General features: G+C 43.4%; 17 protein-coding genes and 1 pseudogene. 8 read left to right on the forward strand and 10 right to left on the reverse strand.

The features are described from left to right. Positions 1-20: 20 nt before the first annotated feature. Positions 21-1,865, reverse strand: coding sequence for a tetratricopeptide repeat protein (locus A4S05_RS23355; protein ID WP_069072174.1), 1,845 nt, complete (start codon positions 1,863-1,865; stop codon positions 21-23). A 182-nt stretch (positions 1,866-2,047) separates the two neighbouring features. On the opposite strand from A4S05_RS23355, the gene A4S05_RS23360 reads away from it, so the two are divergent. Next, the gene (locus A4S05_RS23360) at positions 2,048-2,710 is read left to right on the forward strand and encodes a class I SAM-dependent methyltransferase (RefSeq protein ID WP_069072175.1); all 663 of its coding nucleotides are present in this window, start codon (positions 2,048-2,050) and stop codon (positions 2,708-2,710) included. A gap of 66 nt (positions 2,711-2,776) precedes the next feature. Here A4S05_RS23360 and A4S05_RS23365 read toward each other — a convergent pair whose 3' ends face one another. Beyond that, positions 2,777-4,186: a family 2B encapsulin nanocompartment shell protein gene (locus A4S05_RS23365; RefSeq protein ID WP_069072176.1), complete on the reverse strand. Its 1,410-nt coding sequence runs from the start codon at positions 4,184-4,186 to the stop codon at positions 2,777-2,779. A gap of 116 nt (positions 4,187-4,302) precedes the next feature. On the opposite strand from A4S05_RS23365, the gene A4S05_RS41910 reads away from it, so the two are divergent. Then, positions 4,303-4,446, forward strand: coding sequence for a hypothetical protein (locus A4S05_RS41910; protein ID WP_176727078.1), 144 nt, complete (start codon positions 4,303-4,305; stop codon positions 4,444-4,446). 25 nt (positions 4,447-4,471) lie between these two features. Here A4S05_RS41910 and A4S05_RS23370 read toward each other — a convergent pair whose 3' ends face one another. Continuing rightward, complete coding sequence (locus A4S05_RS23370; RefSeq protein ID WP_069072177.1) at positions 4,472-5,875, reverse strand: family 2B encapsulin nanocompartment shell protein; 1,404 nt, start codon at positions 5,873-5,875, stop codon at positions 4,472-4,474. A 291-nt stretch (positions 5,876-6,166) separates the two neighbouring features. Continuing rightward, positions 6,167-8,419 (reverse strand): family 2 encapsulin nanocompartment cargo protein terpene cyclase, encoded by a 2,253-nt coding sequence (locus A4S05_RS23375; protein WP_069072178.1) that lies wholly within the window; start codon positions 8,417-8,419, stop codon positions 6,167-6,169. 966 nt (positions 8,420-9,385) lie between these two features. Between A4S05_RS23375 and A4S05_RS23380 the strand changes: the two genes are divergently transcribed. Continuing rightward, positions 9,386-10,360, forward strand: coding sequence for a 2-hydroxyacid dehydrogenase (locus tag A4S05_RS23380; protein ID WP_069072179.1), 975 nt, complete (start codon positions 9,386-9,388; stop codon positions 10,358-10,360). A 274-nt stretch (positions 10,361-10,634) separates the two neighbouring features. Here A4S05_RS23380 and A4S05_RS23390 read toward each other — a convergent pair whose 3' ends face one another. Next, positions 10,635-11,711 carry a PIN/TRAM domain-containing protein gene (locus A4S05_RS23390; protein ID WP_069072181.1) on the reverse strand — a complete coding sequence of 359 codons (1,077 nt, stop codon included), beginning with the start codon at positions 11,709-11,711 and terminating at the stop codon, positions 10,635-10,637. 406 nt (positions 11,712-12,117) lie between these two features. Between A4S05_RS23390 and hemW the strand changes: the two genes are divergently transcribed. The 4 genes from hemW (at position 12,118) to A4S05_RS23410 (ending at position 15,870) form a co-directional block, all read left to right on the forward strand. After that, positions 12,118-13,299 (forward strand): radical SAM family heme chaperone HemW, encoded by a 1,182-nt coding sequence (gene hemW, locus A4S05_RS23395; RefSeq protein ID WP_069072182.1) that lies wholly within the window; start codon positions 12,118-12,120, stop codon positions 13,297-13,299. Positions 13,300-13,309: 10 nt separating this feature from the next. Next, a complete protein-coding gene (locus A4S05_RS23400; RefSeq protein WP_069072183.1) occupies positions 13,310-14,197 on the forward strand; it encodes a UTP--glucose-1-phosphate uridylyltransferase in 888 nt (295 codons plus the stop codon). Positions 14,198-14,286: 89 nt separating this feature from the next. Next, positions 14,287-15,408, forward strand: a complete 1,122-nt coding sequence (locus A4S05_RS23405) for a THUMP domain-containing class I SAM-dependent RNA methyltransferase (protein ID WP_069072184.1) — start codon at positions 14,287-14,289, stop codon at positions 15,406-15,408. Between the two features lie 195 nt (positions 15,409-15,603). Next, positions 15,604-15,870 carry a hypothetical protein gene (locus tag A4S05_RS23410; protein ID WP_069072185.1) on the forward strand — a complete coding sequence of 89 codons (267 nt, stop codon included), beginning with the start codon at positions 15,604-15,606 and terminating at the stop codon, positions 15,868-15,870. Positions 15,871-16,010: 140 nt separating this feature from the next. On the opposite strand, the gene A4S05_RS23415 is transcribed toward A4S05_RS23410, so the two are convergent. Together A4S05_RS23415 and A4S05_RS23420 are read right to left on the reverse strand one after the other, a co-directional pair. Next, positions 16,011-17,354: a TMEM143 family protein gene (locus tag A4S05_RS23415; protein WP_069072186.1), complete on the reverse strand. Its 1,344-nt coding sequence runs from the start codon at positions 17,352-17,354 to the stop codon at positions 16,011-16,013. 240 nt (positions 17,355-17,594) lie between these two features. Then, on the reverse strand, positions 17,595-19,208 hold the full coding sequence (locus tag A4S05_RS23420; protein ID WP_069072187.1) for an NAD(P)/FAD-dependent oxidoreductase: 1,614 nt from the start codon (positions 19,206-19,208) through the stop codon (positions 17,595-17,597). A gap of 283 nt (positions 19,209-19,491) precedes the next feature. Here A4S05_RS23420 and A4S05_RS23425 point away from each other — a divergent pair, with 283 nt between their 5' ends. Then, positions 19,492-20,715, forward strand: a complete 1,224-nt coding sequence (locus A4S05_RS23425) for a hypothetical protein (RefSeq protein WP_069072188.1) — start codon at positions 19,492-19,494, stop codon at positions 20,713-20,715. A gap of 41 nt (positions 20,716-20,756) precedes the next feature. Here the strand turns inward: A4S05_RS23425 and A4S05_RS23430 are convergent. From A4S05_RS23430 to A4S05_RS23440, 3 genes and pseudogenes are all read right to left on the reverse strand, one after another. After that, positions 20,757-21,056 (reverse strand): annotated as a pseudogene (locus A4S05_RS23430) (hypothetical protein); the annotation flags it as partial. Further along, the gene (locus tag A4S05_RS23435) at positions 21,053-22,078 is read right to left on the reverse strand and encodes a S66 peptidase family protein (RefSeq protein ID WP_069072190.1); all 1,026 of its coding nucleotides are present in this window, start codon (positions 22,076-22,078) and stop codon (positions 21,053-21,055) included. The pseudogene A4S05_RS23430 and the gene A4S05_RS23435, both read right to left, overlap by 4 nt. A 112-nt stretch (positions 22,079-22,190) precedes the next feature. Next, positions 22,191-24,632: a dynamin-like GTPase family protein gene (locus A4S05_RS23440; RefSeq protein WP_069072191.1), complete on the reverse strand. Its 2,442-nt coding sequence runs from the start codon at positions 24,630-24,632 to the stop codon at positions 22,191-22,193. Between the last annotated feature and the right edge of the window lie 346 nt (positions 24,633-24,978).

Below are 24,978 nucleotides of genomic sequence, written 5' to 3' on the forward strand. Positions count from 1 at the left end.
ATTCTTTTTTCAAATTGGTATTACATATCTTGCTTGTATTCTTCTAACAATTGCGGAATGTGATCATACCCATCTACACCGATAATCGCAATAATTTTCGGGCGATGTTGCTGTAAGAACTTGTGGAAAGCTTCTGTCCCTATCTGTCCTTGCAAAATTGTCAGTAACCCTGCTGGTTGTCGCCACTCACTAGAAGCAATTTGCTCTAAAAGATACATTCCCAAACAGCCTGTGTAAACAGTCTTTTCGGAATTTTGCAGATGATAATAAGCTTCTGCCAAATAAGCTAAGTTCCGCCCCTGTAGATACAAATCACCGGAAACTTGCGCTGTTTTAAAGCCATCTTCGAGATATTTAATTGCGGTTTGGTGTTGTCCAATTACTAGATAGGCAATTCCTAAACTGCTGACACATAAGGCTTTACTTTGAAGATCGCCTAATTTTTCTGATAATTTTAAACCTTGTTCCAAATAATTAATTGCGGCTTCATAAGTTTCTGGTTCTAAGTTTTCCAATTCTTGAGCTTGCATGACTTCGCTGTAACCTAAATTTACCAGCGCGTTTGCTTCTCCTGTGCGATCGCCTGCTTGCCGACTCAGTATTAATCCTCGTTGACTGTAGTTAATTGCCTCAGCATAATTTTGCTGTTGCACGTATGTGCGGCTGAGGTGATTGAGATTGGCAATTTCACAAGCGCGATCGCCTGCATTCCTAGCGATCTCTAGCGCTTGCTGATGAAAGTCAATAGAGCGCTGGTATTGTCCCAAAGCACGCTGTGAATAGCCTAAAAGGGTCAAAATTCTCGCCTTTTCTTGGGTTCCTTCGCCTTTTCGCAGCGGTTCATCTAAATAATCGAGTGCATCTCGCAAATAAGTGCCAGTAAAAGAGGCAAAAATCCCGCCGTAAAAGGGAAAATATGGACGCTGGGCAAAGGTTCGTAAAATCTGGAGCATGATTTGAGAACAGGCATCGCCGTATACTTTTCCAATGCTGCCAAAACCACTTGCTAACTGACTCCAAATCACTGCAAAGGTCAAGAAAGTAGAAATGGACAACTTTGGCCCCGCTTTCACATCGTAAGCTTGTTGGTCAAACCAGTTAATTAGTCCCCGTTGCAAGTACTGTAAAATCAATGCCATTTCCACCCAATCTCTGAGGGTGATGCCTCGTTGTCGCTCGGTAAACTCTATTACCGATTCTTCCCTAGCCAAGGTGCGAAGCAGTGCTTGGGGTAACTCACTATTAAGTTGTTTCGCCCAACTTGCCCAAGGGCCACGTTCTCCCGGTACGCCGCCAAATCCCAGAGATTCTTTTTGCTCGTACATCCAACTGAGCAAGTTGTCTTGCAATCGCTGCCAAGAAGCTAAACCACGGGTAATCCCTTCAGAAAATTGTTCTAAATCAGAATCTACCTGAGCAAATTGCTGTAATGATTTTGATAACTGCTGTAGCTGTTGCAAATTTAGGGGATACTTCTGATTGGGGTCAGTAACCCGGATAAATACCGCCAAACGCTCATCAGCGGGGGCTGTGGTAATTTCTGAAACTGCCGAGGCGATCGCTTCTGTGGCTTTGTTTTGCTCTTGCCAGCGTTGCCATTGACTTTGAATAGTCTTAATGGCTCTCAAACTTCGAGTAGCCTTGGCTTTCTTGAGTTCGTCTTTTTGGCTATCTACTTGACTTTGCAGGGAATTCAGGCGATCGCTCAAAGCTAGCTCAAAAACTTCCCCTGTCCCGGAAGTGATTCCTTTAAGCAGCATTTGATACACCTGTTCTACAGAGCTTATTTTGCCCTTGAGGGTGGTTTCGACAATTTCATCGATTAAGGCAAGATAGCGATCGCTTAATGGCAGAGAGTCTGGCACTTTGGCTATTAGGAGAATGTCACGTCAATTCTAATTCTAATCTTGGCAGCAAAAGTTGGGGAATTGGGCATTGGCCCAGAACTAAAGTTTTCATTCATACTTCTTTCTTCCTGTCCCCTGCCTCCTGCCTTTCTTTGTAAAAGCCTAAATTATCTGGGATTTATCCAGCAGTAACGCACGTTATGACAACTCAAACACTAGGACTCGAACAAAATCTCTATGACTATTTACTATCAATATCTCTCCGAGAACCGGAAATTTTAACCCAACTGAGACAGGAAACAGCCCAATATCCCATAGGTAGAATGCAAATTGCTCCCGAACAGGGGCAGTTTTTGGCGTTACTGGTGCAACTGTTGGGAGCGAAGAAAACTTTGGAAGTTGGGGTATTTACAGGTTATAGTTCCCTGGTGGTGGCATTGGCGTTACCGAGCGACGGTAAGGTGGTAGCCTGTGATATCAGTGAGGAATTTACAACGATCGCTCGGCGTTATTGGCAGCAAGCAGGAGTGGCGGATAAAATTCAACTGCACATTGCCCCAGCTTTGGAGACTTTGGATCGGCTACTCGCAACAGGAGAAGCGGCAACTTTTGATTTTGCCTTCATTGATGCAGATAAGAGCAATTATGATGGCTATTATGAGCGATCGCTGCAATTAGTGCGGTCGGGTGGACTGATTGCGATCGATAATGTCCTCTGGTCAGGCAGGGTTGCCGACCCGCAAGTGCAAGATAATAGAACTAAAAGAATTCGTACCTTTAATCAAAAACTGCATCAAGATCAGCGAGTTAGTCTGAGTTTAGTAGCGATCGCAGATGGCTTAACTCTGGCATTGAAGAAGTAATGTCTTTACGCCATATCCTGGTCTTTGCAAATCGCTACAGATATTTCAGATGCACTAACCCTTCCCTCAGCGACCGATTTCGACATCTTCGAGGATGCCGAGTGCGTCAGGGACGAGGACAGCTGCGGAGTAGTAGGCTGTAACAAGGTAGGAGATAATAGCCTTTTCGCTGATGCCCATGAATCGGACGGACAAGCTGGGTTGGTATTCATCGGGGATACCAGTTTGGTGTAGGCCAATCACGCCCTGATCTTTCTCACCAGTGCGGAGTATAAGGATAGAACTGGTCTGATTCTTGGTAATCGGAATCTTGTTACAGGGAAAAATCGGTACATTGCGCCACGTGATTATCTTGCTCCCATCCATATCGATGGTGTCTGGATAGATACCTTGACGGTTGCACTGGCGACCGAAGGCTGCAATGGTGCGGGGATGAGCCAGGAAGAACCTCGACTTCCGCCGACGAGTGACTAGTTCATCAAGGTCATCGGGAGTTGGGGGGCCGCTACGGGTGTAGATGCGCTGTTTGAGGTCGGCGTTGTGTAACAATCCAAACTCGCGGTTGTTGATCAACTCGTATTCTTGACGTTCCCGCAATGCCTCAATCGTCAACCGCAATTGTTCTTCCGTCTGGTTGTATGGTTGATTGTACAGATCCGCAACACGAGTATTCACTCGCAACATAGTCTGAGCAATGCTTAACTGATATTCGCGGGGTGAGAGTTCGTAGTCAACAAATGTTCCTGGTAATGTCGTCTCTGTACTATGACTGGTTGACAACGCGATCGCAGCTTCCCCATACTTGTTTTGTGGAAGTTCTGCGCGAGTTCTAAACTGATCAACTTGGGCTTGCAACGCTTGCGACGACTGGTTGAGCAGTTCCCGAAATGCCTGTTGTGGTAGCACTAATAGGGTGCATCGGGTCACAGCTTTGACTGTGAACTTCCAATTGCTTTCTGAATCCACCAACACGCGATCGCCAAAATAATCACCGTCAGCTAGCGTATCCAACAAAGGCTGCTCGTCATACTTGCCAATACCAATCTTGTTCGCTTTGCCATGTGCGAGCAAAAAAAGCTGATTGGCTGGCTGACCTGACTGGACTATGATATCACCAGGTGCGAACTCCTGCTGAACAAACCGACTTGCTAACGCCCTCAGCACCTCGATATCGTCAAATCCTCGCAGCAAGGGCAACTCACCAAGTTCCTGGGGAATCACCTGCACCTCGGCTCCAGTGTTGGAGAAACTCAATCGCCCATCACCTACTGTATAGGTCAACCGACGGTTCAGCCGATAAGTTCCACCCTTCGTCTGCACCCACGGCAACATCTTCAATAACCACCGCGAGGAAATTTCCTGCGTCTGCGGTGCAGATTTGGTGGTGGTGGACAAATTACGCGCAGCATTTTTACTCAAACTCAGTTGAGGTTGTCCACTCTCAACATTTAAATTTGATTCAATAAAATCCGTCATCAGCCGATCCTCTAGTTAACAATTTTGGATTTTAGATTTTAGATTTTAGATTTGTTCCACGTAGCTTGCTTGTTGCGGAGCGAGTATAAATCACAGACGTGTTGAAATTTTGAATTTTGAATCTTTCAATCCCTTCGGGTGAAGCTCCTAACGTCGCTAACGCTGCGCTAACAGCAGTCGCTCATGGGGGAAACCCCCATCGCCCTTGGCGTCTCCCCTTGGGAGAAGACCGCGCTGCTTCACCAAAATCCAAAATTTAAAATCTAAAATCTAAAATTCAATCCCTCAGCGCCCAATTTCAACATCTTCAAGGATGCCAAGTGCGTCAGGAGTGAGGACGGCTGCGGAGTAGTAGGCGGTGACGAGGTAGGAGATGATCGCCTTTTCGCTGATGCCCATAAATCGAACAGACAAACTGGGTTGGTATTCATCGGGGATACCAGTTTGATGTAAGCCGATTACTCCTTGTTTTTCTACACCAGTGCGGAGCAAAAGGATAGAACTAGTGCGGTTATTGGTGATGGGGATCTTGTTGGAAGGAAAGATGGGTACGCCGCGCCAAGATGTGACCTGAACGCCGTTCACATCTACACTTTGTGGATAAAGACCAAGGCGGTTGGCCTCACGACCAAAGGCAGCGATCGTCCGGGGGTGAGCCAGGAAGAATCCCGGCTCCTTCCATACCGTCGCCAACAGTTCGTCCAAGTCATCGGGAGTAGGTGCGCCGCTACTGCTGTAGATCCGCTGTTTGAGGTCGGCGTTGTGCAGCAACCCGAATTCGCGGTTGTTGAGTAACTCGTGTTCTTGACGTTCCCGTAATGCCTCGATAGTCAGCCGCAGTTGTTCTTCTGTCTGGTTGTACGGTTCGTTGTACAGATCGGCTACCCGCGTACTGACTCGCAACACCGTTTGAGCAATGCTCAACTCATATTCTCTGGGTGTGAGTTCGTAATCGGCGAAGGTTCCGGGCAACTCAGCCTCTTGGGGATGATCGGCTGCCAGTTCAATGGCCGCTTCACCTTGGGCAGTTTGTGGCTGGTTCAGGCGGGTGCGGAACTGTTCAACATGGGTTCCTAATTCCTCAGACTGAGCGATCGCCCTTTCAAACGCCGCTTGGGGTAGCGACAACACGATGGTTCTGGTAATCGCCTTGAGGGTGTACTGCCAAGTATCCTCGGACTGCACCACAGTTTCATCGCCGAAATGGTCGCCGTCGGCTAGCACATCGTACACAATCTGCTCGCCATACTTGCCAACACCAATTTTGTTGACCTTACCACGAGCAATCAGAATTATGCGATTGGCCGGCTGACCAATCGGGACGATCACCTCGTCTGGGGCGAACTCCTCCTGCACAAACTGGTTCGCCAACCCGGTCAACACCTCGACGTTGTTAAACCCTCGCAGCAAGGGCAACTCAGTAAGTTCCAGGGGAATCACCTGCACCGTTGCTCCGGTGTTGGTGAAACTCACCCGTCCATCACCCACGGAATAACTCAACCGACGGTTGACTCGATAAGCGCCACCTTTTGTCTGCACCCACGGTAACAACTTCAACAACCACCTCGATGTAATTTCCTGAGTCTGCGGTGCAGATTTGGTCGTTGTCGCCAAATTACGCGCCGCTGCTGTACTCAAGGTTAACTGAGGCTGCTGATCTTCCAAATTGGGATCGTTAGAATACGTCACAACTTAATCCTCCACTTTAATTAGTTACTAAAAAAAACCGATCTCATGCGATCGCATACTGAACCTGGAATTAACTCACCGACAAAAAAATCACCTTAAATCCTCACCAAAAACTTGGGTCTGTTCGCGTTGGCGTAGCCTCTCGTAGAGAAGCGTCTCGTAGAGAAGCCCCGTCTTTTGAGGACGGCTTTTTATCATCAGTGACACGACTTTGAATGAGTAATGAGTAATGAGTGGATGAGAAATGGGTATTTACTCATTACTTATTACTTGTTACTTATTACTCCAGAATCACCAACCCTTCTTTCTCGGTGAGTATGTCACCGATCCAATACGCCTAGCTGAAGTACCCAGCCCTCTAGGCCCGCTAAGTAGCCGCCCTGCTAAGGAATTACGCAATTCAAATTCCTTATAGCGGTCTACCGTTATATGCCACTTGAGAACGCCGCACATCCACTGCTCTAGTTTCTTGACGTATCCAAGCAGTTTCTCGCGGGTACTTGCATCCAGGTCGAAATCATCAAAAAGGGCTGGTAGTTCGGTGGCAACGATGTGTTGAAACTGGAGCGCCCTAGCGGTCATCAGATTATTGACAACCTCAACAGCCTGTGATTTACCGCAGTTGAGGAAATTCTGAACGACCAGCACGCAGTTATGGATTTCACCCTCGAATTCGATTTCTTTCTGATAGGAGAAGATATCGTTGGTAAAACAGGCGAAGTCGGCGGCGGAATTATCGAGCGATCGCATCGTTCGGGTGCGGTAAATCTCTTGCGGGATCTCGCTCCCCTGAGCTAGTCGCGACAGGCTCATGGTCAGATCCGAGCCAAAGGTCTTACGGCGCATCTCAATATAATCTATCGGGTCGGGAATCCGATTTTGGATCTGGTTGGCGAGTTCCCACACCCAGCTGTCAGTCATATCCTGAATCGCTCGGCGGAACTGAGTCCGCGCGTTTGCGGACATGGGACCAGCTGTACGAGACCAAATATCTGCCAAGCCGGCTTCCACTGGATTGGTCGGAACCTCGCTGGGGGTGGAGTCATCCAGAGGCATAAACGCTGACAGTCGGGCATTGAACACTTTCGCACCAGCCATGTTGCGGTTATTCCCGTAGAGTGCCGGGAAGTAATCGTCGGCGTATGTTCCCCAAACAAGCCAGCACGCTGTCAAATTCAGTTCGGGGCCAGATCCATTCGGATGGATTAACGCACCACAAAGGGCTACGTCAGCAACATCAAACTTGTGATCATCCCAGATGACGGCATCAGGAATCCCAGGTAGTGATTCCAGCATCCCCATTTCACGCGCCCATTCCTTGGAATGCTTCCGCGCAGCATCCAGATGGGGATTCAAGCTTGTAGTAAAGGGCATGTAAAACTTCGGCAGTGTTACTGGCCCGACGGACTGGTATGGAACGTGAGTAAAGCTCTTGAACCTTCCCAAACCCAAGGCGGCGTATAGCGATTCAATCCGTGCAGCCGATGTGCCTAGCCCTGTGGGGCCTCCCAAAAGTGTAGATGTCGAAGAATTGTCTCCTCCCTTGTTCATGTAACGGCTCGATCGCATGTGCCACTCGTGACCGCCCGATTGCCAGTCCTGGAGTCCTTTGATGTAAAGGAGAACGTTCATACGAGCCACTGGGTCTAGTCCGTACTCCTCAAAGAGGGGGGGCAACTCGGTGACGGCAGTGTTATCAAACTGGTATAACCGCGAGGTTAGCAGTTCGTTGGTAAGGTTAGCCGCCTCTTGGGTACTCACATTCAAGAACTGCTCCAAGACCAGCACGCAGTTGGCGTTCTCACCTTCATCTTCCACTTCTCTCTGGTAGGAGAATAGGTCATTGCGAAGATGCACTCCATCGGCAAATGTGTCTTTGAGGATACGCATTGGCCGAGTCGAGGCGATTTGGGCTGGAATCTCTATAAACACGGCATGTTCGACGAGATCCGCTGACCACGGAGCGCCACCAACTTTGCGGCGCATCTCGATGTATTCGATGGGGTTAGCAACCCGATCCTGGTTGATATTGGCGAGTTCCCACAGAGACTCTTCTAAGAGGTTCTTGGTACTCTCAAAGAATCGAAGTCGCCAGTCTACAGATTTAGTAAAGGCAGTGCGAGACCACAGATCAGCCAAGCCGCGCTCTACTGGGTTGGTCGGAACCGAAGGGGTATCAGTGGGATGCACTGGCATAAACGCTGGCAATCGGTCAAGATACTCCTTTGCCCCAGCCATGTCTTGAGTGCGCTTATAGATTTCCAGAAAGTGATCGTCGAAGAAGAACACCCAAACATACCAGTCGGTTACTAGATCAAGCTCCGCTCCCGGCGCATCTGGATGGGTATAGGAGCAAAGCAAGGCGTAGTCGTGGGAGTCAAATGTATGTTCATCCCAGATAACCGAGCTTTGCGCTTCCTCTTCTGAGCCAAGTATCCCCATCTCGTAGGCCCACGCTTTGGAATGGACTCGTGCCGCTTCCAGATTTGGGTTCAGCCGTGCGGGCCAAGGCGTGTAAAATTCTGGCAGTTCAAAGGGTTGCATGATCTGCGCTAAACCTCCTCTGGGGTCTTCTTGCTATCTTTGTTTCGTGGCTGATTTGAGTACCGTTGCAGTTCATGAATATCCTCGCCAATCGGATTAAGTCTCCACATTGGTTTGCTTGTGATGGCTTGTGTTAAGGCGAGAATACAAGATACTGCTAATTCAAATAACGAGCTATGTACGTTTTATTTGAAGTTCCCTACGCCAAAGATAAGGCATTTCAAAAAGCTGTTTAAGTCATTACTTGTTTCAATGCTGACAGATTAATTTTTAGTGATTTATTATGGTGTTCTCATAACTTTTCATAGTTTCAAAAAAAAAGCAATCCGTAGACGAAAGCACTTAAACAGATAGTTAAATCAAAAATTGAAGGATAAGAAGACAGTTAAGACAGTTAAGCAGATAGTTAAATCAAAAATTGAAGAATAAAAAGACAGTTAAGACAGTTAAGCAGATATTTAAAACATTTAAGACAGTTGTTAAAGAATAATTACTAATTATTAATCTTTTGCAAGTAATGTTGATTAACTGGTGTCAATTAACGAAACTCCATTGAAGAAGAATTCAGGAGTCAGAATTCAGGAGTCAGAATGGGCTAAACCTTAGCTATCCGCTAACAGGAGTCAAAATTCAGGAGCAGAGCCGGAGACGTTTCTGTTAGCTCCGGCCAGAATCTAATCAGTCGGGGATTCAGATCGGCGCAGGAATTGTTGCACCACTAAATCTACGATTTGGTGGGGGTATTCAGACGCTCCTGACACTCGATAGCGCAGCGTTAGCGACGTAGAGCGTCTGACTCGCTATCTATCTATCTATCAGTGGAGGATTCAGACGCGACGCTTGAATACTCACTAACGCTTCGCTATCCGCCACTCGTACAAAATTCATTCTGAATTCTGACTCCTGACTCCTGACTCCTGAATTCTGTTTCGATAAATAATGGGAAGAATTTATTATGCTAAAACTATGCTTGAAGCTAAGGTCTTCGTCACTCGTCGTCTACCCATTGAATTAGAGAAACTGCGATCGCTCGTCACTGTGGAAGTTTGGCCAGAACGCCAACCCCCTCCCTACGAAATTTTACGAGAAAAAGTCCAAGAAATAGATGGATTGCTCTGTCTGCTGACTGACCAAATTGATCGGCAACTGATCGAGTCTGGGAAACTCAAAGTCATCAGTCAAATGGCGGTGGGTTACGATAACATTGACATTGCCGCCGCTACGGCACGGCAAATTCCCGTTGGTCATACTCCTGGGGTGTTAACCGATGCTACCGCAGATTTTGCTTGGGCATTACTCATGGCAGCAGCACGGCGAGTAGTGGAGGCAGATCGCTTTACTCGTGCAGGGTTGTGGCAGACTTGGGAACCAGACTTATTATTGGGGCCAAATGTTACGGGTGCTACTTTGGGGATTGTTGGTTTTGGGCGCATTGGCCAAGCAATTGCTCGTCGTGCCAAAGGGTTTGAAATGAAGATTTTGTATACGAGTAGGCAGCGATGCAACCCAGAATTAGAACAATCTTTGGGTGTGGAGTTTGCTACGTTGGAACGCTTGCTGCAAGAGTCTGATTTTGTAACACTGCACACACCATCTACTGATGATACGTATCATCTTATTTGCGATCGCCAATTTGAGTTGATGAAGCGATCGGCTATTTTGATTAATACAGCGCGGGGAACTATTGTAGATCCAGATTCTCTGTATCGTGCCCTTGCAAGTGGTCAAATTGCTGCTGCGGCTGTGGATGTCACCGAACCAGAACCGATTCCCAGCGATAGTCTGCTGTTAACTTTAGATAATCTAATTATTGCGCCTCATATTGGCAGTGCCAGTCTTCAAACGCGATCAAAAATGGCAACAATGGCGATCGCTAACTTAATTGCTGGACTGAGGGGCGATCATCTAGCTTATTGTGTTAACCCCGAAATTTATCAATGAAGGCAGGGGGCAGGGGGCAGGAGGCAGGGGGCAGGGGGCAGGAGGCAGGAGGCAGGAAGAAGATTCTGATAAGTGTAGGTTGTTTATTTGGGCATGAGTGGGCACTCTCAAACAGAGTTCTAAATGTGGTTCAAATAACGAAATTTTGTTCTTGGGTGGGAAATCAGAAATGTGATGCCTCAATAGTGAGGTTTATGAGTCTAATCAATAAATAATCGGTGCAGTCAACCTGCACCGATTACCAAGTTTCATTTGAATTAAACATCCCATTGTTTCACGCCAATGCTGAAGCTTGGGGTTTGGCAAAAATCATTCTTCCTGCTGTAGTTTGCAAAGCACTTGTGACTACTACTCGCAGTTCACCACCCACATAATTGCTGCCTTCTTCAACAACAACCATTGTGCCGTCGTCTAGATAGCCAATGCCTTGACTGGGTTCTTTGCCTTCCTTGAGAATTTTCAAATCCAGATTGTCGCCAGGTAAATAACTGGGACGGACGGCGTTCACTAAATCATTTACATTCAAAACAGGTACTTTCTGAACGCTGGCGACTTTAGACAAGTTGTAGTCGTTGGTTAGTAGCGTACCGCTGATTTCTTGGGCGAAGCGCACTAACTTCGCGTCTACTGTGGGAATATCTTCGTAGTCAACTGCATTAATCAGAATGCGATCGGGATAATCTTCCTTAATGCGGTTGAGAATTTCTAGCCCCCGCCTTCCCCGCACTCGTTTTTGGTCTTTGCTAGCATCTGCTACTTGTTGGAGTTCTTGCAAGACAAACTGGGGTACAAGAATTTGCCCTTCTAAAAACCCTGTTTCTAGTAAGGCTTCAATACGACCATCAATAATGCAGCTAGTGTCTAAAACTTTGGTATTTGCGGGTTTTAGTGTTCCTTCCACTACCATCGATTCGACGGTGTTGGGATTAATGAACCGCAATAAGCCTCGTCCGTGAGTATCTGCCAAATTCATGCCAGTGACGGAAAGTATAATACTGCCGACAACTGCCACCAGTGGCTTAATAAATCCAAAATCTGCCGGGATGGGTAGCAAAAATAGTGGGGCTAGCATGAGGTTAGCTAGCAATAGCCCAATCACTAAGCCGATCGCACGAGTTAAGATCACTTCTAGAGGCATTTCCTTGACTTGTGATTCTAGGCGACGATATGTCGTCTGGAAACTCAGCCCGATCGCACCACCAATAATGGCGGCAAAGACGGCAACAACTAAGCGTAAAGCTTCTAGATTCGTTACTTGATCTAGCGCCCCATTGGGTAGTAGTTCAATGCTGTAGAACCCTATTCCCGACGCTGCTAGGATAAATGAGAAAATGATAATTGCGTCAAGCATGATTGTCTTGTTTTCCTGAAAATGTGTTCACCGATAAAGTTAAGTATTTTTTATTTCATCGGTAAGATAAACTCATCAATATTGACTTACACTAAGGGTTTAGTAGGACAATATCTGCAATTATTATAACCAAAGGCTTTTATCTTAATATTTTTCATTGTTTCTTTGTAAAATAACAAAATTTTGTAAATAAACTACTCATTTTGTAAGAATTCAGAATCCAGAATCCAGAAGTCAGAATTAAGAAGACTTATGATACCCAAACTTAATGATTTTAATAAAATCAAGAAGTTATTGCACGCTTGATTTTACAATTATTCTGGCTCCTGACTCCTGACTCCTGAATTCTTACCTCATTTTTATTATCTCCAATTCGCAGTTGGGCTAACTTAAAACTTTTCTCAAAATGAGTCAAAAATTTGGTATTTCGGGAATTGCAAGTTCTGCTTATGTGCATATTCCCTTTTGTAGACGGCGGTGTTTTTATTGTGATTTCCCGGTGTCTGTTGTTGGCGATCGCTTGCGGGGCGAAACATCTGGTACTATCTCCCAATATGTTGAGGTGTTATGTCAAGAAATTGCTATGACACCAGCATTTGGTCAACCCTTAAAGACAATTTTCTTCGGTGGTGGTACTCCTTCGCTGCTATCAACTGAGCAGTTACAACGGATAGTAACAGAGTTAGAGAACCATTTTGGCATTGCGTCTGGGGTAGAAATTTCTATGGAAATTGACCCAGCCACCTTTGATTTAGCACATATAGCAGGATATCGCAGTGCAGGTGTGAACCGGGTAAGTTTGGGTGTACAAGCCTTTCAATCAGAATTATTGCAAAGGGCGGGGCGATCGCACTCAGTTGAAGATATTTTTGCAGCTGTGGAACTAATTCATCAAGTCGAGATTCCCGAATTTAGCTTAGACTTAATCTCCGGGTTGCCGCATCAGTCTTTAGATCAATGGCAAGATTCTCTCACCAAAGCGGTAGCGCTTCTACCTACTCACATATCTATTTATGATCTGACCATCGAACCAGGTACAGCCTTTGGTCGTTACTACAAACCTGGTGATACTCCTTTGCCCACGGATGAAGCCACAGTCAAAATGTACCAGATGGGGCAGCAGATTTTGACTGGTGCAGGTTATGAGCATTATGAAATTTCCAATTATGCCCAACCTGGTCATCAGTGCCGACATAATCGAGTGTATTGGGAAAATCGCCCTTACTACGGCTTTGGGATGGGTGCGGCGAGTTATGTTGAGGGTAAACGCTTCACTCGTCCGCGTAAAACTAAGGAGTATTACCAGTGGGTGGAAGCTGGCGGTGTAATTGATTGTGATTTGACTCCCCCAAAGGAAGTATTGTTAGAAACGTTAATGTTAGGGTTGCGTTTAGCGGAAGGTGTGAGTTTGGCGGCGTTGGCGGAAGCTTATGGGGAAGAGAAGGTGGAGGAAATTTGCAGATGTTTGCAAGAGTATTTTGAGAAAGGTTGGGTAGAAGTTGTAGAGGGAAGGTTGCGTTTGATTGATCCCCAAGGGTTTTTGTTTTCTAATGTAGTGTTGGCGGAGTTGTTTGAGAAGTTGGGGTGACGATCCATTTATGCAGAAAAATAAAGTTAGAAAAGCTGTGATTCCGGTAGCTGGTTTCGGCACTCGGTTGTTTCCAGCTACGAAAGTTGTGAAAAAAGAACTTTTTCCGATTATTGATCGAGATGGTAGGGCAAAACCTGTGATTCTCGCAATTATTGAAGAGGCAATTAGTGCTGGAATTACAGAAGTGGGGATCGTGGTGCAGCCCGATGACAAAGAAGTATTTGAAGATTTATTGAAAAACCCACCTAAAAAAGAACTTTTAGATAAACTTTCACCACAAAATAAAGAATATAGCCAATATCTCGAAGATTTAGGTAGCAGAATTACCATCTTATTGCAAGAGGAGCAATTAGGCTATGGTCATGCGGTATTTTGTGCTAAAGATTGGGTGCAAAATGAGCCATTTTTGCTAATGTTGGGCGACCACATTTATGCATCTGACATTGAAAAATCTTGTGCTAGTCAAGTTTTAGATGTTTACGAACAAGTGAATCAAAATGTTGTTGGTTTAACTACAATGCCAGCAGAGATTATTCATAAAGCTGGGTGTGTAACAGGAGTTTGGCAAGAGTTAAACTCGATTTTGTCAGTTACCCAACTCTATGAAAAACCTACTATTGAGTATGCACAACAGCATTTACGTTTAGAGGGAATGGCAGAAAATGAGTTTTTAGGTATATTTGGCCTATATTTACTTACGCCGAAAATTTTTGACTTTCTAGCGGAACATATAAATCAAAATTTCCGAGAACGAGGTGAATTTCAGTTAACATCCTGTCTGGAAAAATTACGTCAGGAAGAGGGAATGACAGGATATGTTGTTAAAGGCAAGTGTTTTGATACAGGTTTGCCAGATGCTTATCGTCAGACAATGATTGATTTTAGAAATTTCTAGATTAATCTGAGTTAAAAAAGTCGCTTCTCTGAAAAACCAATAAATTGAGTTACTAGTAACCATTAATTACGAATTACGAATTACGAATTATGAATTATTTTGCAACAGTTGCTCGCGGATTAGAAACCCTGGCGGCTCAGGAGTTAGAGCAACTGGGTGCCCATTCGGTGGAGCCAGGATTTTGCGGTGTCGCTTTTGAGGGCGATCGCACTTTGCTTTATCGCGTCAACCTCTGGGCTAGGCTGCCGTTCCGAATCTTGGTGAATATTGATGAGTTTCCATGCCAAAATGCCGATGATCTCTATCGCGGTATCCAGAGTATCGATTGGGTAAACTATTTAACGCCAGATATGACCCTGGCGGTGAATGTCACAGGCAAAAACCAGCACCTCAACCACAGCCACTTCACATCTCTCCAGGTCAAAAATGCGATCGTTGATCAACAGAAAGAAAATCTGGGTGAGCGTTCAAATGTAGAGCTTCATGAACCAGATGTGCGGGTTAATGTTCATATTGAACGCGACTTTTGTACCGTTAAACTCGACAGTTCGGGAAATAGTCTACATCGTCGAGGCTACCGTCCTGCGGTGGGAGCCGCCCCTCTCAAGGAATCTCTGGCTGCTGCGCTCATTCAGCTTTCGGGTTGGGAGCCAAACCAGATGTTCTACGATCCTCTGTGTGGATCTGGCACTTTACCTTTGGAAGCTAGCTTAAAAGCACTGAATATCGCACCAGGACTGTTTCGTGAGTCCTTTGGATTTGAAACTTGGCTCGATTTTGATTTGTCCCTTTTAGAAAAGTTGCTCCAAGAAGCTAAGGACAGCCAACTAGATACCCTTCCCGCACCTATTTGGGGAAGCGATCGCGATGAAAATATAATTGAGCAAGCGATTAACAATGCTCAAAACTGCGGCGTTGATAACCATGTATGGTTTTCTCAAATGGAGTTAGCCGATGTTGTCGCCCCCGCAGACAGTGGGATTTTATTCTGCAATCCACCTTATGGCGAACGGCTGGGGCAAGATAGCGATTTAGGGGCATTTTACAAACTTTTGGGCGATGTCTTAAAACAACGCTTCAAAGGCTGGACTGCATTTGTACTCAGTGGGAACAAGGAACTGTCTCAATCGATTGGACTAAAATCATCGCGGCGGATTGCGGTGTATAACGGAGCGCTGCCTTGTCAGTTAATGAAATATGAGTTGTATTAAGACAAAGACGCGATGAATCGCGTTCTTATCTATGATATTTTTAATACTCTTTAACAAATTTAAATTTAGTCAAAAAAGGCTTGAAACAACTTCTGGGTATATATTCTGGCAGTTATGATGACAACGGTTAAAAAAAGGTGGCAGTATAATCGGTGACTGACAACCTGCAATTTATTTATAGCTAAGGGGCTATTTATGTCAGACCAATTCACGTTTACCGTTACCAATGATACCGAACAAGCAATTACAGAGTTATGGGTATCTCTCGATGATGAAGATTGGGCTTCATTTACCTTGAGTGATTCAGGGATTCCATCGGGTGAAACAGTAACAATTGCTTGGGCTGAATATACGAATGATTCGCCCTGTGAATGGTACATATCTGCTGTATTTGAAGATGAATCAGAAAGTGAGTCAGCCCTATTTAACTTCTGTGAAGAACCAGCTTTGACGTTCGGCTAAATTCCCCAGTGCGATCGCCTACGGGGGCGTGTACGCTATCGCGCTTAGTGCATGATTGCATATCGACTCCAGCCATAAAAACCAAAGCCCTGCCTCGAAAGCATCTAGGTAGGGCTTGATATTAAAATTGATATGTTCGCCTACAAAATTATCCCGTTATATTGAAAGGCATTATCCCAAACATAATCAATCACTGCTTTAGCATCATCCAAGGGGAGAACTTGACACTCTCCCTGCTGATTATATGTTAGTAAAGCGATTTCTGATACATTGTCTGTTGTTTCGCTATTTGGAATTACTTGGCCACGAATATCTTCTAGATTGCTCAGAGGCCCTTGAATATCAAAATTAATCTTTGTGCCTAGTTTATTCTCCATCCAAGTTTCAATGCGAGAATCTAATTGTTCAGGGCTTAAGGGTGTAGGACTGGTAAGTAAGTGATAGTATGCCAGAATAATTTCCTTACATTCTTCTTCCTCTGCCAATTCAATAAACATTTGAAAGACACTGATATTATTAGCTAAATTCTGGAAAAATAATGTATCTGTAACTTTTTTTTGGAATTTAATTTTTTTATTTTTATAATTAGTGTATTGCTTAAAAGCAAATCCACCCAAAGAGAGCGCTAATGATAAAGTTGCCACCAAAACAGGCATAAAATTTCTAACTTGAGCCAACTCTACATTTAATGATTCAATTAGAAATGATACATTTAGTACTAGTAAAATCGCACCAACCAGCAATAATAAATTTGGCAAAGTCTTTAATACCAAAGGAATTGCCGCCCCAATAGCAGGGATTCCAAATAGTAAGCGATCTTTCAAGGTCATACTCGTTTCTACATTGGGAAAGAGTAAGTCAATATCTAGTTTAGGAATATTTTTGTAGCAGTAAACATACATTTTACCGGGAATGAATTTCAAATCTTGGATGTTGTCCTTCTTTGCACGAAAGTAAGCAACTTCTTTGAACTTGACTAATAAAACAATCCGTTCCAAGATATCAATAGTCTTTTCTTTTTGCCAAAAGAAGAACTTTTTTACTAAGATTTTTTGGTAACTATCACCCCGGTAGTAACAAAGAAAGCGGTCAAAATCCTCAAAATCCACTTGAGTTTTCAAATCAATTAGAGATTTGGTTGTCACTGATCGTTTGACAATCGATTCCGGCAAAAGAATATAATTCGCTCTTTCGACAATATGCTCAAAGGCATCAATTACTTGACGCTCCATTTCGTCATATTGCTCGAATGTTGGTGGAGTTATTGGTTGAACATCTTCATTAGGGTTAAAGGGTACATAGTTATCTTTGATAATTTCTAAAGTTTTGTGGAAGCGAAAGTGATAGTAGGCAGCGAGGATTTGGCAAAAATCTTGAAATTTCTTGGCATCATCCCAATTTAGCTGACCGTCTTGCAGGCAAAGTTTGATAATATCGCTGCGAGTATAAGGAATGAACGCTTCTCGATTTTCGTCAACAACCATGTTTAAAGATTAATCGCAATCTAACTAATGGGTTTGCCAAGCCCCACGAAAACGGCTAATATCAGACATTATGTTTTCATTGATAATTAAATTTTAGTATCTTGCGTGGTAAGTCTGAAAATTTTTTTTGAGCAGATAGGCTTTATTTGGTATCAATGCAGTTCAGTTCAGGATAAATAGGTAAATAATCAGTCTGTAGTAAGGACTAAAGTCCTGGATTTTTAAGCACTAAAGTGCTTACTACAAACTCATATTCCTCAAAATACTTAAAGCTACCGCCTCTGCTACCTTAATACCATCAATGCCAGCCGAGAGAATTCCCCCTGCATATCCCGCGCCTTCACCAGCCGGGTAAAGACCGACTGTATTCAAACTCTGATAATCCTCTTTGCGTTTAATCCGAATGGGTGATGACGTGCGGGTTTCCACGCCAGTCAAAACGGCATCATCCATCGCAAATCCTTTAATTTGTTTGTCAAAAGCAGGAAGAGCTTCACGAATGGCTGCGATCGCATAATCTGGTAAACTCTGACTCAAATCACCCAAATGTACCCCAGGTGTATAAGACGGTTTAACAGTGCCCAATGCTGTCGAGGGGCGATGGTTGAGAAAGTCTCCCACTAACTGCCCTGGCGCTTCATAAGTCCCACCGCCTAATTCAAAAGCCCGTTCTTCTAAGCGCCGTTGAAAGTCAATTCCCGCCAAGGCATTGCCCGGATAATCTTCGGGTGTGATACCCACAACGATCGCACTGTTGGCATTGCGCTCATTGCGAGAGTATTGGCTCATTCCATTGGTGACAAGTCGCCCCGGCTCCGATGCGGCTGCAACTACCAATCCTCCCGGACACATACAGAAACTATAGACGGAACGACCATTTTGGCAGTGGTGAACCAGTTTGTAATCGGCAGCACCTAAAAGCTTATGACCAGCTTGAGCGCCAAAACGACATTTATCGATGAGAGTCTGGGGATGTTCGACCCGAAAGCCGATGGAAAAAGGTTTCGGCTCTATGTAAACTCCACGATCAAATAGCATTTGGAAGGTATCGCGGGCGCTGTGACCTACCGCCAGAACTACATAATCGCTGGCGATATATTCGCCACTGGCGAGGGTGACTCCCCGCACCTGTCCATTTTCGATGTTGATATCTTCCACCCGACTTTCAAAGCGAATTTCACCACCGAGGGATTCGATTTTAGCCCGCATACTTTGGACGATTCCGACTAGTTTAAAAGTGCCGATGTGCGGTTTGTTGATATAGAGAATTTCTGGTGAGGCTCCCGCATTGACGAGTTCGGTTAGTACCTTGCGCCCATAATGCTGAGGATCTTTGACTTGACTGTAGAGTTTGCCATCAGAAAATGTACCCGCACCACCTTCACCAAACTGGGCATTAGATTCTGGGTTGAAGTCTGATTTTTTCTTCCAAAAGCCAAAAGTATCAGCAGTGCGATCGCGAACTTTTTTCCCACGTTCTAAAATGATGGGACGGAACCCCATTTGCGCCAGCATCAAACCCGCAAACAAGCCACAAGGCCCAGTACCAATTACGATGGGGCGAATCGTCAAATTGCTCGGTGCTCTTGCTACTGGGCGATAACTCATGTCTGGCGTGGACATGATATGGGGATCTTTTTTCAGGCGCTTGAGTAGATGAGTTTCCTGAGTCGTTTCTACATCCAGAATATAGACAAGGGTGATATCTCCTTTCTTACGCGCATCGTAGCTACGCTTGAAGATGGAATAGCTGATCAAATCTTCGTCCGTGATTTGCAGCTTTTTGAGGATGGCAGACTTGATCTCATCTTCAGGATGATCAAGCGGGAGCTTTACTTCTGTTAGTCGTAACATGGCGAGGAGAAATGCATACTGTCTATCAAAATCTTAATCAAAATCACTCTGGCGCGTTAGAGGATGTTTGAAAAGTATTTTTGGTAACATCTAAGTCTCGGAAACCTAACCCCCCTAGCCCCATTCCCTTGTGGGGAAGGGGGGTTTTAAAGCCTCTTTCCGTTTCGGCGCTCTAATCATTAAGTTTATTTTTTAGTATCAGGAGATATTTACTCTTACTTTATAATACTACGTACTACTATGTAATGCGCTTTGTAAGAGTAGCTTTTGGATATTTGATAATATGGCTCTAAGTATCTCCAATGTGTTTGACCCCGGTTTCTATCGTGCAGCCAATCAAGACTTAGCTGGTTTTAATGATGCTCAAGCTTTGTCACACTTCCAAAGCTATGGTCTAAATGAAGGTCGTTCATTCTCACCACTGATCAATTTGAATTTCTACCGGGCTAGTAGTTCTGACTTGGCAAACTTCAACAACAGTGAACTATTAAATCATCTAGTGAATCACGGAGTAGCTGAGGGACGTAGTTTTTCGCCCAACGTTAGTCTTAACTACTATCGCGCTAATAATAGTGATCTCACAAGCTTTAACAATGAACAATTATTTAATCATCTCAAAGACTCTGGTGTTTCCGAAGGGCGTTCTTTTTCTTTATTTTTTAGCCCAATCTCATACAACAAAAACTATAATTCTGACCTATCTTCCTTAAATAACTCTCAACTGCTGAATCATTTTGAAATCAATGGAATAAACGAAGGACGTCAGTTTTCACCATTTTTTGATTTCAACTATTATCGTGCTAACAACCAAGACTTGACTAATTTAACTAATAGCCAGTTGTTACAGCATTTTCAAATCAATGGAATAAATGAGGGACGTAAATCTTCGCCCTCTTTTGATGCTGGATACTATAAAGCCAACAATCCAGATTTAGCTTTTTTGCAAGGTGTTAACTTAGTAGAACACTTTAATTTTAGGGGGCTATTTGAAGGACGCAAAGCTGCTAATGACTATGCCGGAAATACATTCAGCACTTTTCGCCAACTTCCCATACGTTCAAATTATACTCGTGTACTTGAAAACGTCGGTTCATCCGATCCTTTTGACTACTATCGTTTCGATTTAAATAAAACTAGCACTCTTAGAATATTTAACTATAGCTATTCTAGAAGTGTACTTGAGCAAGTAATTGATAGTAGTGGAAATGTTTTAAGTTCTAGAAATACTGCTGTATTGAATTCTGATAATAATATTGGGCCGATACCGGTTAAAGACCTTCGATTGTCTCCAGGTACTTACTATGTACGCATCCAACCAACAGCAGGTAATACTAATTACTTTTTATCGCTTTCTGATGGCACGAATAACAGTAATAATTCTGGTAATGCGGCAATCTTAAACAAACTAGATATGGAGTTATTTCTACTTAACCTAGCAATAGAAACTCAACAAATTGGCTTGTCTAATCTTTTAGATATATCAAGAAATATGAGCAATTTAGTCTAGACAATGCCATCACCACTAAGGTTTGTAAAAATATGTTCACGTTAGTTGTACGTGAACATATTCTGTTGTATTTCGTGCCAATTCCTAATTATTTTTTCAGACCGCATAAACTCCAATCTAACAAAAGCTTGAAGTGAACAAAATATGTGAGTCTTGATTGCATAGGTATCTTTAACCCTTGCGGGTTCGCCAGTCGCTACAACGGGGGGGGGAGGAACCCCCGCAACGCGCTGGTTCACCATGAACCGACAAATTCCACATACTTGTTTTATGGCTCAATGAAAGGTTTCAAATCGCGTAAGTCCTATTTTAATAATCTTGACCCGTCGAACTTGCATTAAACCAGACTAACAGCCGCTTCTAACATTCGTATTGTGCCAAGTTCAGCATCTATTTCTACTTCTACACCAATTGGCAAGGTAAATTTATCTTTAATATGACCAATCATTGAACCATACCAAGCAGGAATCCCTAAAGGAAGTATGTGTTGTTGCAATACTTGCATTAATGTAAATGATGGTTCATCTCCAAGTTTACAATTAGTGCATTGCCCAAAGATAAAGCCAGTAATTTGATTCAGTATCCCAGCAGTTTTTAACTGCGTCAACATCCTATCTATCCGGTAAACATCCTCGCCAATTTCTTCTACAAATAGGATACTTTTTTTCCAAGAAGGTAGGTAAGGTGAACCTACCATCGCTGATAGAACTGATAAGTTTCCACCTACAAGTTTACCTCTCGCCTTTCCCGATGCTATTGTCTCCACCCGCACTTCGCTAGGGTTGAGATTTTGCATAGTCACAGCTTCAGCATTCAATAGGATGCGCTTGAAGTAATCCACTGTAAATTGATTCCAGGTAGACGTAGCAACTGGCCCGTGAAAAGTAATCATTTGACTACGGGCATTAATTGCCAACAACAGGGTAGTAATATCGCTGTACCCGATGAGAATTTTTGGATGGGAGCGGATCAGCGAGTAGTTGAGTAAAGGTAAAATGCGATTGCAGCCCCAACCACCACGCATCGGAATAATTGCTTTTATGGTGCGATCGCTAAACATCAAGTTTACATCATCAGCGCGATCGCTATCTTTACCCGCTAAATAGCCGTAACGATCTAAAATATGCTTCCCCAGCTTGACTTTTAACCCCAACTGCGAAATTGACTTCTGCGCTGCTTCGATGTCTTTAGCGTCAACAATACCCGCAGGGGCGATTAATCCCACAGTATCGCCCACTTGCAGACGAGGCGGCTTGCGGATGGTGTTTGTGGGTAGTTTACCTTGGGCGGTAAGTGATGATACTTGGGTGGCTAAGGTAGCGAGTCCACAGGTTGTAAGAAATTGCCGGCGCTTGATAGTCATAACCATTTTGGGGATTGGGATTATAAAAAGTTAGATCCCCGACTTCTTTAAGAAGTCGGGGATCTAAATACCGCTAATTTTCACAAATCAAATCGGATTGTGATATGTAAAATTAAACCTCTTGTACCACATCGGAAATCACAAATCCATTATTAGCAAACTTCCCATCAGTGTCAAACGGATCACCAATTACAGGCAAAAGATGATCATATAATTGCATCGCCTGTAAACAACTATTAATACTAGAAGTGGCTGAATTATAGGCTGCAATATTTTCTTCAACAACATTCAATAATCGGCGATTATTCGCAATTTTTTCTTCAGCCTCTTGTTGCAATGTTTGCTCTAAATAAGCACGCGCCTGTGGATATTGCTGCAAAATTTCATCGGCTTGCTGATTTGCCATTGGGATCAATTGAGTTTTGAGAGTTTGGTTGATGGTTTGACGGAAAGATTTACGAATAGTTTGGGAAACTTTGGGTTCAAAATCTAACTTCAATAACTGCCTAATTGCTGGCTCTGCTTCTATGATACTTTCAGCGTCGTAACCTTGGGAAGTTTGTAATAAAGTTTGGCGAAATTGATATATAGAAAAAGTGCCTTCATCATAAAATCTTGGACTTTCTCGCACGAAGCGATCGCACTCTACACTAGCTGCACTAACTAATGCTTGAGTAACCTGCTTTTCTATATTTCTAATCTCTTGTTCAATGCCGCCATCATGATCTAATAAACGATACAACTGGCGATAATATTCGGACTTGCGAATCTTTTCAACCAACCGCTGAAAATAATTTGCAACTACTTGCTGAGAAGATTCAACCAAAATATCTTCTAATTGATTTGCTAAGTAATAAAATGCCTCGACTAAAATAGCAATCAAAGGTGCGGTAGCGTTGCGAGGATGGCTGATGGTTGCACGTCGATAAGCATAAGCTACAGAAAAAGTATCTAGCAATTCATCTAAACGGCGAATCATGCGTGATTGCAATTGCTTAAAATCTGCTTCAAAAGCATCACAAGAATTATTGATTACATGGTTAACTTCTTCTTTGATATGCTCACTAAATTCTCTCCCAACTTGCTGGAGTTGCTGATTTAATTGTTGCAATTCTTGCGCCTTCATCATATCAATTTCTTGAGGCTGACTATCTAACTCGCGTTGTACACTTTGATAATGTTTTTTCAGCTTAATACAAATATCTTCCAAATCATCAGCAAGATTTTTAAATAATTGTGGACGCTTTTCTTCTGTAAGATAGCGAGTAATAGCTGTGCGAAATTCATTAGTGGCACTATCTTGAATTAGCTTTTCTATCAGTTCATTTCCCCAATCTCCCAGAATCCGTACATAATTTTGATTTGGGGTTTCAATAGCGTTAACAGAGACATTGAATTTAGTAGAAGACAGCTTTCCTGAATTTACACAGTAGTTGTTAAATGCATAGACAAATTGCGGTGTTTCTTCATTACCATCTAAACCTTTAATACTTTCTGCGAAAACAGAATCTAAACCAAATCTATCTTGTTGGCTTGTCTGTTTAATTTGACTGCCGTAAAATCCTAATAATCCACTGGTTTTATAAACCTTGTTTGAATTGCTAAATTGCCCACTAATTAAGTTATCTAATCTTTGCCGTAGTTCTGTATTATACCAAGTTTCATCAATTCGGTTAAAGACATAGAAAACGCGATCGCGTACTCCCCCATTCTTCCGCATTAATTCCAAAAGTTCTGTTTCTTCTTTTGTCATATCACCCGCCGAAGCAGGTTTTAGCACACACACCACCGCCGAAGTATCAGGATGTTGAATTTTGGCATAAGTTAGCTGTGCATCTTTTTCTACTGGTGCATCGATGCCAGGTGTGTCAATAATTACATTTCCATCTCGTAGCAAAGGATGATTACAGTAATATTCTATCCGCTTCAATACTGCACTATTGCTACCACGACGGGCATATCCAGCCGCTTCCTTGAGGTTGGAAAAGTTAAATTGCTCCATTGAGTATGTAGCATTATTAACAGTGTTGATGCGATCGCTATTTGCTATATATCCCTCTACCAATAACATTAACGCTTTCGCCTGTTTTGCACGTTCTGATTTACTTTCACCACCCTCTTGGTGAATAATAGTTTCAGAACCTTGACGTAGCAATTTCATTACCTCAGCTTGGTTAATGTTAGTTACTGTCTTAAATCCTAGTTGCTGACACAAAGAAACTGCTTGTTCCCGAATTTCTGCTTCACTTAAAAATGTCAAAACAACACGTTCTTTATCTACTTCTGCATACTCGATTTTGCATTCTGTACCTGTAGCGTGTCCCTCCGCACTGTAGAGTAATTCCCTCTCTAATAGTGCATTGATTAGCATTGATTTACCAGCACTAAACGCACCCGCAAACACAATCTCAAATTTGGGAGAAATCGCCTTACTTAAGGAAGTTTGTACAGGTGTAATATCTTGGGAACGTAGCGTTGGCTCTTGTTGCAAAAGTTGTAATATAGACTCAACTTGTTCTTTCAAATTTTTGCACTGAAGCGGTAAATCTGACATACTTAGCATCCTGACAATATTTATCTATATATTAGTAATATTTATTGTCTTGATGGTTCAGTAAAATTCCTGAGAAATTTTTATGTGGTTTAATTGCTGAATATTACTTAAACAAGTAATTAATGATTATTAACTAAGAGGATGTTTTAAAAGTGGTTGGCTGTAATTTTAGGCACTTGCTGATCCCCTTAAAAAAGGGGTCAAAGTCTCTAAAAGTCCCCCTTCTTAAGGGGGATTTAGGGGGATCTAAAACGTTTTGCTACCGACCAGAGGACTTTTCAAACAATCTTATCTACACAACTGCTGAAATAGTTATCGGTGCGACTGAAGAGTTTACTTTTAATAG

Origin of the sequence: Nostoc sp. KVJ20, from assembly GCF_001712795.1 — a bacterium.
Taxonomy (GTDB): domain Bacteria; phylum Cyanobacteriota; class Cyanobacteriia; order Cyanobacteriales; family Nostocaceae; genus Nostoc.